The following is a 13,608-nucleotide window of genomic DNA, read 5'->3' as shown; positions in this document are numbered from 1 at the left end:
AGGCCGCTCAACGCGCGAACAGCGGCCGGAACACGGAGGAAGCGCGCAGCGCGGACACCATCTCGGCGATGCTGGCGGCCTCTTGCTCCGTCTCGTCCGCCCCGTATACCTCCTTCAGCCGGGCCATGACGCCCGCCTCGGAGCGCCCGTGCAGCAGCTCCCGGAAGATGATGAGCGCCGTCTCGTTGAGGGGGATTCCGAGCGTATCGCCCGAACCCACCCCCTCCGTGGGCTTCGATAGCTCCTCGACCCAGCGCATCACCTTCTCCCCCGGGTCCTCGTGCGGGTACCGCTGGCGTACCAGCCACAGGAGCGACTCGGCATCATCGATATTGAGCAGCAGCGCGAGGAAGTACCGGTGCTCCTCCGTCTTGACCTGCGCGCGCCTGCTGACGAGCATCGACTGGCGTATCCGCTCCTGGAACACCGGGATGAGCTGCTCGGCGAGCGAGCCATGCCTGCGGATGGCCACCTCCCAGAACTCCTCGAGCGCCGTCTCCTCCTTGTAGATCTCCAGCAAGCGCTTGAAGAGGAGATAGCAGGTGTGGATGTCCGACCGTTCGATCAGCTCCGACAACAGGCGCTTCCGAACCGCACGGGGGCTGTCCTGCAGGAACGTCAGTGATTGGAGGATCCTGTTGGTCTGGACGTCCTCGTAGGTCGAGTCGATGGCCAGAAAGGGCTTCTTGTAGGAGTACTGCACCCCCGCGTTGGGGGTATGCAGGGTCCTCACGACGCACGTCACGGAGGGACGCTCCAGATGGAAGAGGGAATGGATGTAACGATTCCCCGGGAGGATCTGCTGGACGTCCCCCTCCTTCAGTTCGTTGAGGGACTCCAGTGAAAGCTCGCCAAAGGCCATACGGCTGTTGACCCTGTGTCTCTCATTCCAGCGGTACTGCCCATGGATGCTTCCGCCCTTGACGACCTGAAAGGCCCCACTGAACCCGTGCTGGTGGATTTCGGTGGTGCCATCCAGCCAGTAATAGAGATCAATGACCAGCCGATGGTCGGAGAACACCGTGACGGGCGGCTGCCCGAAGTCCGACCGCGCGGTCAACTGCCGAGGGAAGGTCCGGGTGTTGAACAACCATTCGATGGGCACCATGGGGTCGAAGCCCTTGTACGGAGCCATCTCCTGCAGGACACGCGCCGCAAGCTCGGGGAAGGCCTCTTCATCATGGTTGTACTTGACCCATCGATCCTGAATGAGCCTCCCCATCTCCTCGTAGACGTGCACGGGTGACCTCCACTTGGAAATACGAGCAATGGCGCCACTGTGCGACGAGAAAACAGACCCCGTCAAGGAAGCCTTTCAAGCTCCGTCTGGCCTTCATGGCTGACATGGCTGGCTTGATGCCTGTCACTCATTGCCCGTTCGGCGAGCACCGGCCCGCGGTGCCGCCAACCACCCTTCTTCGCTGAGCGGGTCTACCCCTAGAGTCCCCGGCCGACCATGACCGGATGCCCCACCGAGGAAATGCTGCTCGCCTTCGTGGAGGACCGGCTGCGGCCCCCACAGCGCGCCCTCACCGAGGCCCATGTGTCGCGGTGTGACGCCTGTGGCGAGCTGCTCGCCGTGGTCGCCGGGGCCTGGCACGCGGAGGGCCGGCTGTCGGCCGCGGAGCCCGAGCCCACCCGTCGCTTCAGTGAGGGGGAGAGGGTCGGCCCGTACACGGTCGTCGGACATGCCGCGAGCGGCGCGATGGGCGACGTGTACCGGGCGCACGATGCACGCCTTGGGCGCGACGTGGCGCTGAAGGTGCTCCCCTCGCGGTTCGCCCAGGACCCCGAACGCCTGGCCCGCTTCCACCAGGAGGCGCGAGCAGCCGGAGCCCTGTCGCATCCGCACCTGCTCACGTTGTTCGACGTGGGGACCCATGAAGGGGTGCCCTACCTCGTCTCCGAGTGGTTGGAGGGGGTCACGCTGCGTGAGCGGCTGTTGCTCGGCCCCCTGCGGCCGGAGCACGCCGTGCGGCTGGGCATCCAGTACTCGCGCGGGCTCGCGGCGGCGCACGCTCGCGGGATCATCCACCGCGACCTCAAGCCGGCGAACCTCTTCATCGGGCCAGATGGGCATGGCCGGATCCTCGACTTCGGGCTGGCGCGGCTCACCGAGAACCTCCAGGACGCCGCGTTGACCCAGAGCGGCGCGGTGGTGGGCACCGCCGGCTACATGGCGCCCGAGCAGATTCGCGGACAGCCCGTGGACTCGCGCGCGGATGTGTTCGCGCTGGGCGTGGTGCTTCATGAGGCCGTGAGCGGTCAGGTCCCGTTCGGCGGGGACAGCCCGGTGGAGCGGATGAGCGCCGCGCTCCGGGACGAGCCGCCGCCCCTGCCCGGAGCGCTGGGGGCGGTGATTGCCCGCTGTCTGGCGAAGTCCCCCGAGGACCGGTTCCAGTCCGCGCAGGACCTGGCGTTCGCGCTGGAGTCCCTCGCCACGCGTAGGAGCGAGCATCGCCCTCCGCTTCCACGCCCTGCCCTGTTCGCGGTCGCAGCGGTCGTGCTGGTGCTGTGCGTGCTCGGGAGCCTGTTCGCGTTCAGCCGCGCGTGGCAGGCGCCCGCGCCGTCACGGGAGCTCTCGGCTCCGCACTACCGCCCGGTCACGTTCCGCAGGGGCCATGTGCTCAACGCGCGGTTCTCCGCGGATGGGCACACGTTGTTCTACGGCGCCGCGTGGGACGGAGGGCGCGCGGAGCTGTACAGCGCTCGCGCCGAGCGGCCCCTGTCCCAGGCCCTGGGCACCCCGGCCGACGTGCTCGCGGCGTCGCCCCGGGGAGAGCTGGCGGTGTTGCTCGAACCCCGCTTCTTTGATGCCGACCACGGCAGTGGGACGCTCGGGTTGATGCCGCTGTCGGGCGGCGCTCCCCGCGCCGTGCTCGATGGGGTGCTGGAGGCCGACTGGGGGCGCAGCGGAGGGCCGCTCATGGTGGTGCGGCGCGTGGGCGAGGACTTCCGCCTGGAACAACCGCCGGGCACGGTGCGCTTCGAGTCTCAGGGGTGGATCAGCCACGCGCGGGTGTCCCCCGACGGCGCGCGCATCGCGTTCCTGTTCCATGAACATCCGAAGGACGACCGCGGCGGGGTGTGGCTGCTGGAGAAGGAGGGCCCTCCCCGGGAGCTCTCTGGCGACTGGGCGAGCATCCGGGGTCTGGCGTGGGCGCCTGACGGCGACGAGGTGTGGTTCACCGCCTCGCGCACCGACGCGGACTCCTCGCTGTTCGCCGTGGACCTGGGCGGCAAGACGCGACTCGTGGATGGGATCGCCGGGCGGATGGTGCTTCATGACATCGCGGGCAATGGCTCCGTGCTCGTCGATCATCCCGTCATCCGGACCGGGCTCGCCGTCGGTCGCGCGGGGGACGAGCGGGACCTGACGTGGGCGGACTCCTCCTTCATGACGGACCTGTCACGCGACGGGCGGACGGTGCTCTTCGCGGAGGGCGGACAGGTGGAAGGTCCGACCTATGGCGCGTACCTGCGGACCACCGACGGCGCGCCTCCCATCCGGCTGGGAGACGGCCTGCCCATGGCGCTCTCCCCGGACGGGAAGTGGGTGCTGACGGCGCGGTATGGAGAGCGGACGGAGTTCGTGCTGCTGCCCACGGGCGCGGGCGAGGCCCGGACGCTGTCCCTCTCCCCCATCGCCGTGGTGCTCGGGGCGCGCTGGTTCCCGGATGGAAAGCGGTTGCTCCTGCGGGCCAGTGAGGCGGGGCGGCCCGCCCGGCTGTGGTCGTTCGAACCGGGTGCGGGTGCGCCCCGGCCCATCACCGGGGAAGGGATGGGCTTCGACGCGGCCATCTCTTCCGACGGTGCGCGCCTCGCGGCGGTCGAGGCCACGGGGAAGCTCCGCGTGTTCTCCGACCGGGGTGAAGACGTGGCCAGCGTGCCCGGCACGTTCGTCGGACAGTCGGTGGTGGGCTGGCACGTCGGCGGTGAGGCCGTCTACCTGCGAAGCGTCTCGTTGCCCGTGCAGGTCGCGAAGGTCGACCTGCGCACCGGAGCGAGCACCCCGCACCTGACCGTGCCGGCGCGCGGGAGCCCGCCGGGCATGGTCTCCATCATGACGCTGGCCCTGTCCGAGGATGGGAGCGCGCATGCATACAGCTACAACGAGGCGCTCTCCCGGCTGTTCCTCATGGAGGAGGCCCCGTCACCCGCCGTCGGAACGCATCCCTGAGCGGGCGACGGTTGCGCGGCCCGCGGGAGCGGACTGAGCCTCCGGGTGAGCAGCATGCCCAGCGCTGGCACACCCATGGCGCCGGCGAACGCGAACAGGAACGAGCCCAGGTCCACAGCGTAGGCCCCAATGGCCGCGTAGGCCGCCGCGAGGCCCAGGTTCGACAAGGCGCAGGTCACCAGGAAGCGGCGCGGCGGCATGCGGCGGAAGCCGGCGAGGATCACCGAGCCCTCCGCCAGCACCGGCACGGCACGGCAGACCACCAGCGTCCAGGCGCCATCCCCCCCGAAGTCACCCTCCCCGCGCGACGCCCCGCGCCCCACCAGCCGGTGCAGCGCCGTGGCGCTGGCGCCCCTGCCCAGCAAGTACCCCACCCCGGTGCTCACCATCAGCCCGGCCCACGCCACCCCCGCCCCACCCCAGAACCCCAGCAGGCTCCCGGCCGCCGTGTTCACGATGCTGGACGGCACCGGCAGCACGATGTCCGCCGCCAGCAATCCGCCAATCACCGCGGCGATCACCCAGCGCGCATGGGGCTCTCGCAGGAAGGCCCCGGTGGCCGCGTCGATGCGGTCCTGCCAGAGGAAGAAGGGCACCAGGATGGCCGCCAGCAACAGCGCGCCCAGCACCGTCCAGCCCAGCACCCGGCGCCGCCGAGTCCCTGCCTCCACTGGCCGCTCCTGCTCATGAGGCATGTCCATGACCCTTGCACACTTCAGCGCCCCACCACACCCCTGGAGGCCCCCAATGGGCTGTCATGACACGGTGTACCAGGCGCGGATGAAGCCTTGCGTCAGGCGCTCGCCGTACCGTCGACAGCATTCAATTACAGCTCAGACAGGATCCGGCCTGGCTGCTGCGAACACGACTCCTTCTCCGGTCACGAAGGGGAAGAGGCGGGTGGCGCGAAAAGCATCCGTTGGATCTTGAACCGTTGGTGATGATAGACACACCCGCAGCGCGAGGGAAAGCGCTCTCGTCTGACGTAAGGGCACGCGTATGCGTCTGCTGCGGCGAATGCTGGGACCGCGTTGTGCGGGCGTGGCGGTGTCTTGCTGGCTCGGGGCGGGTCCAGCCTGGTCCAGCGAGTCAGAGGTGACTGCCCGCGTGGACGAGGCGGCCTCTGTCAGGCAATACGTGAACCTGCGGTTCGGAGCGAGCTCTGGCAGCAAGCGATTGGAGATGTGCCTGGAGATCTCGCCCCTGGAGGCCTTCTCCCTGGAGGGCTGCGGCACGGGCAGTGAGATCCTGCACCATGAGAACTCGCCGGAGATGGCCCACTTCCGCGCCAAGTACACGCTGACGCAGTGGAAGACGGAGGTGGGGTGGCTTCAGCCGCGAATCGGGCTGGGCTTCGCCGAGCTCCAGATGGGCGCGGACGATGCGGGCTTCCAGTTCGGCGGCGTCGGTCCTCGCGGGGTGGAGACCGCGGGCCCCGAGGCGTCGCTCGGCCTCCGTGGCATCTATCCGCTGGGATCCCACTTCGATCTGGTGGGGGAGCTGAGCTTCAGCATGGCGTGGCTCAAGCATGCCCCCCAACTGATCATCCCCCAGTCAGCGTTCCAGCCCGCCTTGAGCTTCACGCTCGGCGCAGGCTTCTAGGCCGTTCCCGAAACCGCAGCCAGGAGAGCATCGTGTCTCACAAACCCTTCAGCATGGTCGTCATGACGTTCGGTGCCATGGGCTTCATGTCCTGCACCACGAATTCCTTCCTTGATCAGCCGGCGCCCGCGGCCCGCGTGTCAACGGGGAAGGCCGCGGCCAGCTCCTGCGCGGCCAACCCGGCCTGGCTCAACAGCTCCGCCCTCCCGGGCGAAGTGCCCTCCAGCCAGACGTTCTGCAACTTCCAGCAGTTCATGTGGCAGAGCATGCTCGCGCTGGTCCAGCCGTCCAAGGGCAACCCGGACGTGCTGCAATTCGAGACCTGGATGCCCTCGTACGGCATCTTCATCAAGGACGGGACACCCACCGCCTGGGGCCAGGAGCCGCCCACCTCCTGCACCGCCAGCCAGAAGAACGCCGCCACCGGCAAGAAGCCCCGCCTCTACACCGACATCATCAAGCAGGCGGGCGTCGACCAGCCGCTCATCGATCTGAAAGGTGAGTTTGTCTATTACGGCATGTCCGTGGACCAGAGCACCTACACCATGCTCACGGATTGCCAGCTCTACAAGGCCGCCTGCGCGGGCCCCCTCAAGCCCGGGAACAAGGGCATCGACCTCATCCAGAAGTATCCGAACCTGGCCTTCCCGGACACCGCCGTCGAGCTCAAGACGAGCTGGATGGTGCTCGACGCGGCGGGTGTGTCCTCGGGCCTCTATTACGTGGTGCCGGGCTTGATCCAGCACAAGGACGGGCCCTGCCGCGAGGTCAACCTGGGGCTGACCGGGATGCACATCGTGTCCAAGACGCCCAACTTCCCGGCGATGATCTGGGCCACGTTCGAGCACCGCAACAACGCGCCCGACTGTAGCAACACCTCCGCCCCGCCCCCGCTGGGAGGGACGTGGAACTTCTACAACCCGAGCTGTACCGATTGCACGACCAACACCTTCAAGCCGGCCACCCCCGCCCAGGTCTGTCGCATGCACCCACAGGGGGACTCGGCGACCGGCACCTTCCCCGACGGCAATGACTGCACCGCCAATCCCAATCAGTTCGCCTGCCAGACCAAGACCCGCGAGATGCTCGCGGAGAGCACCGCGTCCATCCAGGCCATCAATGAGAGCGTCCAGGCGCTCATCCGGGCCAACCCCACCGTCATCAACAAGGTCTGGGCCAACTACGAGCTCGTGGGCAACGTGTGGACGCAGGGGGGAACCGTCCCGCCCTACCTGCAAGCGCAGTCCGGCTCGCTGTCCGCCTCCAATACGTCCATGGAGACCTTCGTCCAGAACGGCGTCGCGGCGGTGAGCAATCCCTACAGCTGCTTCAGCTGCCACAACATGCAGGGCCCCACTGCGGGCCAGAACCTGCCTCCCGTGGGCTTGAGCCACCTCTTCCAGCAAGTCCAGATGGCGGGCGGGTGCGAGAACGACGCCCTGCCCACCACCTGCAACCCCTACTTCAACAACCCCTAGAGCATTGATCGGACCGATATGAGCTACCTCGATCAGCCCCGCATCAACTTCGCAGGTTCGTTCCAGGCGTCGCCCGCCACCATCAACAACACGCCCAACAACTACAACCCGGCGAACTACAACTCGGATTCGCTCAAGCCGGAGAACATCGAGCTGTACTGGGAGCCCAAGGGCGACAGCATCTTCGACCTGTTCAAGTGCGCGGTGACCACCGTTGAGTCCCCCGGCGTGACGACGGACCCCCTCGAGGGGCTCACGGTCACGGCCCTGTATGCGAACTATCCCCCCAAGCTGGTCGACCTGGATCCCATGCAGCAGAATGGGAGTGAGATCTGGGGCTTCACCATCATGGTCGGCGACTTCAGCGGCGCCTATGTCCAGGGCCTCTTCACGCCGGTCGCGTTCAGTGGAATCTGGGGAAACTCCCAGGGGCCCAACACCCCGCGGAACTCCGCGAGCGGCTCCGCCGTCTATCAGTCGACGCTCACCCACCTGAAGTGGAACGTCGGCAACTCGGCGGTCCTCCAGGCGCTGCAGGCCCGCTCACCGAACCGCCTGTCCATCCGCATGGTGGTCAGCGGCCACAACAATGGCCCGCAGCTCTACGCCTTCACCCCCGCCACCTTCCAGACGATGCAGGCGCAGGGGGTCCCCGCAGGGGTCCTGGACAAGATCACGAGCCTCCAGGACTACGTGATGAACGTCGATCCGCAGGGCAACCCCCTCCCCCCTCCGGCTCCGGGGAAGGGCTTCATCCCGACGCTGAGCTACGTGAACAGCCTGCTCAATCAGCTCCTCGGCCAGAGCGTGGCGGGCCAGTACGGTCCGACCATCCTCGCCGCGGCCCAGCAGCCCTACGCGCCATGGGTCGACTACGGCACGAACCTGCCCCTGTCAGAGCAGCCGCTGTTCGCGTTCAACTACGGCAAGATGGTGGGCTCCATCGGGCCGTGCCTGGATGAAGAGCCCCAGCTCGCCGTGCCGGCGCGCACCCTGGCTCCGCCCGTGGGCTCGCAGTCCTATGCGTGGTGGGCCCAGGCCACGCTCGAGCTTGAAGGCAGCCAGCCCTCGTTGACCATCGACCTCGCCAACTCGCTGCCCGTGCGGCTGCCGGGGCGCCCGCTGTGGGCGGAGAAGGTCGGGACGTTGTCGCTCGCCTACTACACCGGCTCCGGCGCAACCAAGACGTACACGACCATCGTCCCTTCGATTGACTACGCCAATCCCGACTTCATCGACAAGCACTCCGGGATGCTGGTCATCACCGACTTCGGCGCCGTCGACCCCAGGAGCCTGGCGAACCTTCCGCTCGCGCTTCGGAGCACGACCGTCGTCAAGGGCAGCCCGGTGACCCAGACGCTGCTGGAGGAGAACTCCCAGGGGCTGAGCATGCGCGCGGACCAGTTCATCTTCCGCATGAACCCCGGCCTGCCGACCACGCCCGCCTTCCAGCGCGGAGAGACCGCCACCGTCGACATCCACGTGCGCAAGTTCGGCAGCGTCGTGGGGACGGAGCAGTTGAATGTCAGCCTGAACACCCTGAGCCCCACGGCCGCCTCCGCCTACACCCTTGGCACGCTGGGGACGTCCGGCACCAACGGCATCAACCCGGGAAACGTTTCGACGCCGGAGGGCAAGCTGGTCCTCTCCTCGAACACCGTCGCGGTCACCGGCGGCAAGGCCACCGTCACCCTCACCGGGAAGGATCCAGGCAACCCGCGAGGCTTCGTCGACGGGCAGGTCTACTTCACGACCTACGGCTTCACCCCGCCGGTCCCGGACTACAACCAGGACCCCAACGACCTCGTCAGCGTCCAGATCTACCAGCAGACGCCCATCACCGGCACGCCCACGTGGCTCAATGGCGTTGGCGACATCCTGCGGCAGTACGGGATGCTCTACCCCATCATGGGCCGCTTCCAGCTGTGGACCTATGAAGGGGTCGTGATGAACCACGCGGCCATCTCACGGGTCCTCGGCCTGGACGTCAGCCAGCCCCTGCACATGCCGGTAAGCCGCGACCTGTCGACCATCAAGTGCAACCTCATCCAGGACTGGTTCAACGCTGGCATGCCCTATGAGCTCCTGGGCCCCGTGGGGGGGCCGGGGACGGGCTGGAACAACATGCCCACGGTCAATGGCTGGGGGCCGATGACGGGCCTCGTGGTGCGCTCGGGCGACATCATCGACGCCATCCAGCCCCTCTACGGCTCCAACGCGGCGCCCATCCAGGGGGGGCCGGGCGGGACGCCGACGTCCATCAACCTCACCGACGACGCCATCGTGTCGATGACCGGCTTCACGGGGACGTACTTCGGCCTGCCGCAGGTCGCGCAGCTCACCTTCAAGACCGCGCAGGGCAGGACGTACGGTCCCTTCGGGACGATGCGGAACGTCCAGGGCTCGCAGCCCTTCACGCTCACCGTGCCCGCCGGGACTTCCATCCGGTCGTTCTTCGGGACGACGGTCACGCACTCGGGGGGGACGACGTACATCGCCTCGCTCGGGGGCAGCGTGCAGCCGCTCTGACCACGGCCCGCGCTTCCCGGGGGCTCATGCCGCGCGTCGGGGGCAACCGACGCGCGGCAGCGCGCTTCCACTGCGCTGCCACGGAGAACCGCGCCACACCGGACCGTGCCGACCGGGCCGCGCGGTTCCCTGTGCTGCTTCGAAACTAGCGGTCGCCCTTGAAGACTTCCGTGCCCTTGAGGTTCTGGGTCACGAAGTCCCAGTTCACCAGGCTCGTGAGGAACGTCTCGATGTACTTGGGGCGCAGGTTCCGGTAGTCGATGTAGTAGGCGTGCTCCCAGACGTCGATGGTGAGCAGGGCCTTCTGGCCGTGCTTCATCGGCAGGTCGGCGTTGCCCGTCTTCGCGATGCCGAGCTTGCCGTCCTTCTCCTGCACCAGCCACGCCCAGCCGGAGCCGAACTGCGTCGCGGCGGCGTTGGAGAACTCCTCCTTGAACTTCTCGAAGGAGCCGAAGGAGGCCTTGATGGCGTCCGCCAGCTCGCCCCGGGGCTCGCCGCCGCCGTTGGGCGCCATGCAGTGCCAGTAGAAGGTGTGGTTCCACACCTGGGCGGAGTTGTTGAACACGCCGCCGTCGCTGGCGAGGATGATCTCGATGAGCGACTTGCTCTCGAGGGGCTGGCCCGCGATGAGCTTGTTCAGGTTCGTCACATACGCGTTGTGGTGCTTGCCGTGGTGGTACTCCAGCGTCTCCGCGCTGATGTGCGGGGCCAGCGCGTCCTTCTTGTACGGAAGCTCGGGCAACGTGAACGCCATCGGGTACGTCCTTTCGGTGTGCGGTGAATGTGCTGCTGCTTGTCTGCTACTTCCGCGTCGGCTCCGGCTCCGGATGCGCCGCGACCGCGCGATAGCCCCGGTTCCAGTAGACCAGCGGATCCCCTTCCACGCCCCGCTGGATGCCCACCACGCGTCCCACCAGCAACAGGTGATCGCCGTAACGGTGCACATCCAACACATCGCAGCCCAGGCCTGCCAGGCTGTCCTGCACGAAGGCTCCAGCATCGAACGCCAGACCCTCCGAGTCCCCCTTCGAACAGCGGACGGAGATCTCCCGCTGGGTGGTGGACAAGATGCTCACGCTGAAGCGCCCGGCGGCCTCCACGCGCTTGAGCGTCCGGGAGCTTTGCTGGAGGGCCAGCACCACCAGGGGCGGCGTCAGTGACAGCGAGCTGAAGGAGCTGACCGTCGTCGCCGCGACACCCTCCGCGTCACGGACCGAGACCACCGCCACCCCGCTCGCCCACCGGGACATCGCCTCCCGGAACTCCAGGGCCGACACCCCTTCAGGACCACTCTGACTCATGTGCCGGTCTCTACCACCCGCACCGCCACCGGGTCAGCAGTTCCTCCAATGCATTGGAGGAATACCAACGGGGTGGCAGGCCCCCCTCTCCCTCGCGCCCCAGCCCTTGCGCCTATGCTGCCGGCGGGAGGCGCCCGATGGGACCGTCTTGGGGGGAGTCGCTGAAGCGGCTGGATGCGCTGCTGATCCAGGTCTGCGACCTGGAGGAAGCGCGTGCCTCGAAGCTCCGGGGCGAGGAGGAGAGCGGCTGGGACGCGGTGCGCGCCACCGTGCGGACGCCCTCCGCGGAACTCGCCTTCAGCGCGGCGCTTCCGGAGACGCCGCTACTGGGGATTTCGCCTCCCCTGCCCTTCGCCCGACTGCGGGCGTCGCTGCGCGTGGACGCGGTGGAGGAGGAGGCCCTGTTGCTGCTGCTCGCGGCGCACCTGGAGCCGCGCTACCCGCGCCTGTTCGCCGTGCTCCAGGACGACACCGCGCAGGGCTGGAACGTGGAGCGGCTGCTGCTCACCGTCCTGGGGCGCACGCCCGCGCGCGCGCAGCGACTGCTGGCGTCGCTGACGGAGAGCGGCCTCCTGGTGGGCGGGGGGCTCCTCCAGACGGGCCTGGGGGCCTTTCCTCCCATGCTCCGCCCCGTGGACCTGGCGCCGGAGGTCCGCGAAGCCCTGCTGGAGCTGCCCCGCCCGTCCGTGCTCGGCGACATCGCCCTGGAGTGGCACGGCGCGGAGGCGCTGCATCCTCCGGAGTCGCGAGCCGCCGGTTCGTTCGCCGTGGTGCATGGCGAAGGCGAACGCCTGGGCGTGGCGCTGGAGGTCGCGGCGGAGGCCGGCACGGTCCTGGTCGTCGCCCGGTGGGCCGGGGCCCCGGAGTCGACGCACGCGGCCCGGGCGCTGTGGCGCATGGCGTCCGTGCGCGGGGCGCTCCTGGCGGTGGACCTGGCCGGGTGCGAGCGCGGCGTCACGCTCTCCGTCACTGAAACCCTCTCAGGGTTGTGCGCACGGTTTGGCGGCCAGGCGCTGGTGCTCTGTGATTCCGCCCAGCCGGTCGCCGTGGCCCACCACGAGGCCCCGGCCCTGGGCTTCACGCAGCGGCGGGCCCTGTGGTGTGAAGAGGCCGCGGCGCGCGGACTGTCACTGGACGAGGCCGACGCCGGGCGGCTGGCCTCCAGCTTCCGGGGCGGGTTGCAGGAGATCCGTGGCGCGTTCGACGCGGCCCCCGGTGGCGGCGCGGACGCCCTTCGCGCCGCCGCGTCCCGGCGGGTCCAGGTGCCGCTGCGCCATGGCTACCGGCTGGAGACGTCCCGCACGTTCGCGGACCTCGTGGTCCGGGACACCACCCGCGAGGCGCTGGAGCGGTTGCTGTTCTACGTGGCCCAGCGCGACCGCGTCGCCGAGGAGCGCGGACTGCTGCGCCGCTTCCGGCTCCACACCGGCCCCGTGGCGCTGTTCTCCGGACGTTCAGGCACGGGAAAGACATTGGCCGCGGAGGTCATCGCGCACGCGGTAGGCCGGCCACTCTACGTCGTGGACCTGTCCCGGCTCGTCAGCAAGTACGTGGGCGAGACGGAGAAGAACATCGACGAGGTCCTCTCCAACGGCGAGCGCGCGGGGGCCGTGCTGTTCTTCGACGAGGCGGATTCGCTCTTCTCCGCCCGCACGGAGGTGAGCAACGCCAATGATCGCTTCGCCAACCTGGAGGTCGGCTTCCTCCTCCAGCGCATCGAGCGCCACGACGGCCTCATCATCCTGGCCACCAACCTGCAAACGGCCATCGATGAAGCCTTCCTGCGCCGCTTCCACGCGCGCATCGAGTTCCCCTTCCCGGAGGTCGAGGAGCGCCGCCGCATCTGGGAGCTGATGCTGCCGGACGGCGTGCCGCGCGAGGGGACGCTCGACCTCGCGGGGCTCGCGCAGCGGCACCGGCTGGCCGGCGGGGACATCCGCAACGCCGCCCTCAAGGGCATCTTCCTCGCCGAGCAGGCCGGGGCCCCGCTGTGCCAGGAGCACCTGGAGCGCGCCGTCGCGCTGGAGCTGTACGAGCTGGGCCGGCTGTCGCGCCGCGCGGAGGCGGAGAGCCCCGGCGACGCGGGCACCCGCCTGCGCCGCGTGGCGGAGGTGTTCCAGGAGGCGCTGGACACGCAGCTTCGCCAACACTTCCTCAAGGAGATCCACATCCTCCACGGCTCTCCCACCCGGGAGGCCCTGGCGGGGAAGCGGCCCGCGGTGTCGCTCGCGCTCTACCGGCTGGCCGTCACCCAGAATGGAGCCCTGCGGCTGGGCCTCATCGTCTCCGCCTGGTCCAACCGCGCCGAGGAGGAGCATGAGCTGCTCGGCGTCCTCCATGGACTGCTCACGCGCGGACTCCCCCATGAGCTGGATGGCCGCAAGCTCACCCCCCGCGTGCAGGAGAGCTACGACTTCGACCTCCTCCACCGCTTTTGGAGCAGTCACGGACATCCCATCCGGGCCTCCCTGGTGCTGGACGTGGAGATGGCCTAGCGTTTTGTTCACTGATGGTGCGG

General features: G+C 68.6%; 9 protein-coding genes. 5 read left to right on the top strand and 4 right to left on the bottom strand.

What is annotated here, in order from left to right; translation table 11 throughout:
• Positions 1-7: 7 nt before the first annotated feature.
• Positions 8-1,240, bottom strand: a complete 1,233-nt coding sequence (locus OV207_RS11820) for a hypothetical protein (RefSeq protein ID WP_267555051.1) — start codon at positions 1,238-1,240, stop codon at positions 8-10.
• Between the two features lie 216 nt (positions 1,241-1,456).
• On the opposite strand from OV207_RS11820, the gene OV207_RS11815 reads away from it, so the two are divergent.
• Positions 1,457-4,180: a serine/threonine-protein kinase gene (locus tag OV207_RS11815; RefSeq protein WP_267555048.1), complete on the top strand. Its 2,724-nt coding sequence runs from the start codon at positions 1,457-1,459 to the stop codon at positions 4,178-4,180.
• Here the strand turns inward: OV207_RS11815 and OV207_RS11810 are convergent.
• Positions 4,108-4,881, bottom strand: a complete 774-nt coding sequence (locus OV207_RS11810; protein ID WP_267555046.1) for a TVP38/TMEM64 family protein — start codon at positions 4,879-4,881, stop codon at positions 4,108-4,110. The two genes, OV207_RS11815 and OV207_RS11810, sit on opposite strands and share 73 nt — an antisense overlap.
• Positions 4,882-5,317: 436 nt before the next feature.
• Here OV207_RS11810 and OV207_RS11805 point away from each other — a divergent pair, with 436 nt between their 5' ends.
• Genes OV207_RS11805 through OV207_RS11795 form a run of 3 tightly spaced genes read left to right on the top strand, consistent with a single transcriptional unit; the run spans position 5,318 to position 9,789 of the window.
• Positions 5,318-5,782 carry a hypothetical protein gene (locus OV207_RS11805; RefSeq protein WP_267555044.1) on the top strand — a complete coding sequence of 155 codons (465 nt, stop codon included), beginning with the start codon at positions 5,318-5,320 and terminating at the stop codon, positions 5,780-5,782.
• Positions 5,783-5,814: 32 nt separating this feature from the next.
• A complete protein-coding gene (locus OV207_RS11800) occupies positions 5,815-7,260 on the top strand; it encodes a hypothetical protein (RefSeq protein ID WP_267555042.1) in 1,446 nt (481 codons plus the stop codon).
• Positions 7,261-7,278: 18 nt separating this feature from the next.
• Positions 7,279-9,789 carry a jacalin-like lectin gene (locus OV207_RS11795; RefSeq protein ID WP_267555040.1) on the top strand — a complete coding sequence of 837 codons (2,511 nt, stop codon included), beginning with the start codon at positions 7,279-7,281 and terminating at the stop codon, positions 9,787-9,789.
• 145 nt (positions 9,790-9,934) lie between these two features.
• Here the strand turns inward: OV207_RS11795 and OV207_RS11790 are convergent, their stop codons facing one another.
• Both OV207_RS11790 and OV207_RS11785 read right to left on the bottom strand, forming a co-directional pair.
• Positions 9,935-10,543 carry a superoxide dismutase gene (locus tag OV207_RS11790; protein ID WP_193348289.1) on the bottom strand — a complete coding sequence of 203 codons (609 nt, stop codon included), beginning with the start codon at positions 10,541-10,543 and terminating at the stop codon, positions 9,935-9,937.
• Between the two features lie 46 nt (positions 10,544-10,589).
• Positions 10,590-11,090 carry a flavin reductase family protein gene (locus tag OV207_RS11785; protein ID WP_193348288.1) on the bottom strand — a complete coding sequence of 167 codons (501 nt, stop codon included), beginning with the start codon at positions 11,088-11,090 and terminating at the stop codon, positions 10,590-10,592.
• 137 nt (positions 11,091-11,227) lie between these two features.
• On the opposite strand from OV207_RS11785, the gene OV207_RS11780 reads away from it, so the two are divergent.
• Positions 11,228-13,585, top strand: coding sequence for an AAA family ATPase (locus tag OV207_RS11780; RefSeq protein ID WP_267555038.1), 2,358 nt, complete (start codon positions 11,228-11,230; stop codon positions 13,583-13,585).
• Positions 13,586-13,608 lie beyond the last annotated feature (23 nt).

The sequence above is a fragment of the Corallococcus sp. BB11-1 genome, from assembly GCF_026626625.1.
Taxonomy (GTDB): Bacteria; Myxococcota; Myxococcia; order Myxococcales; family Myxococcaceae; genus Corallococcus; species Corallococcus soli.
The sequence above is the reverse complement of the archived record's forward strand: the minus strand, read 5'-3'. Positions and strand labels throughout refer to the sequence as shown.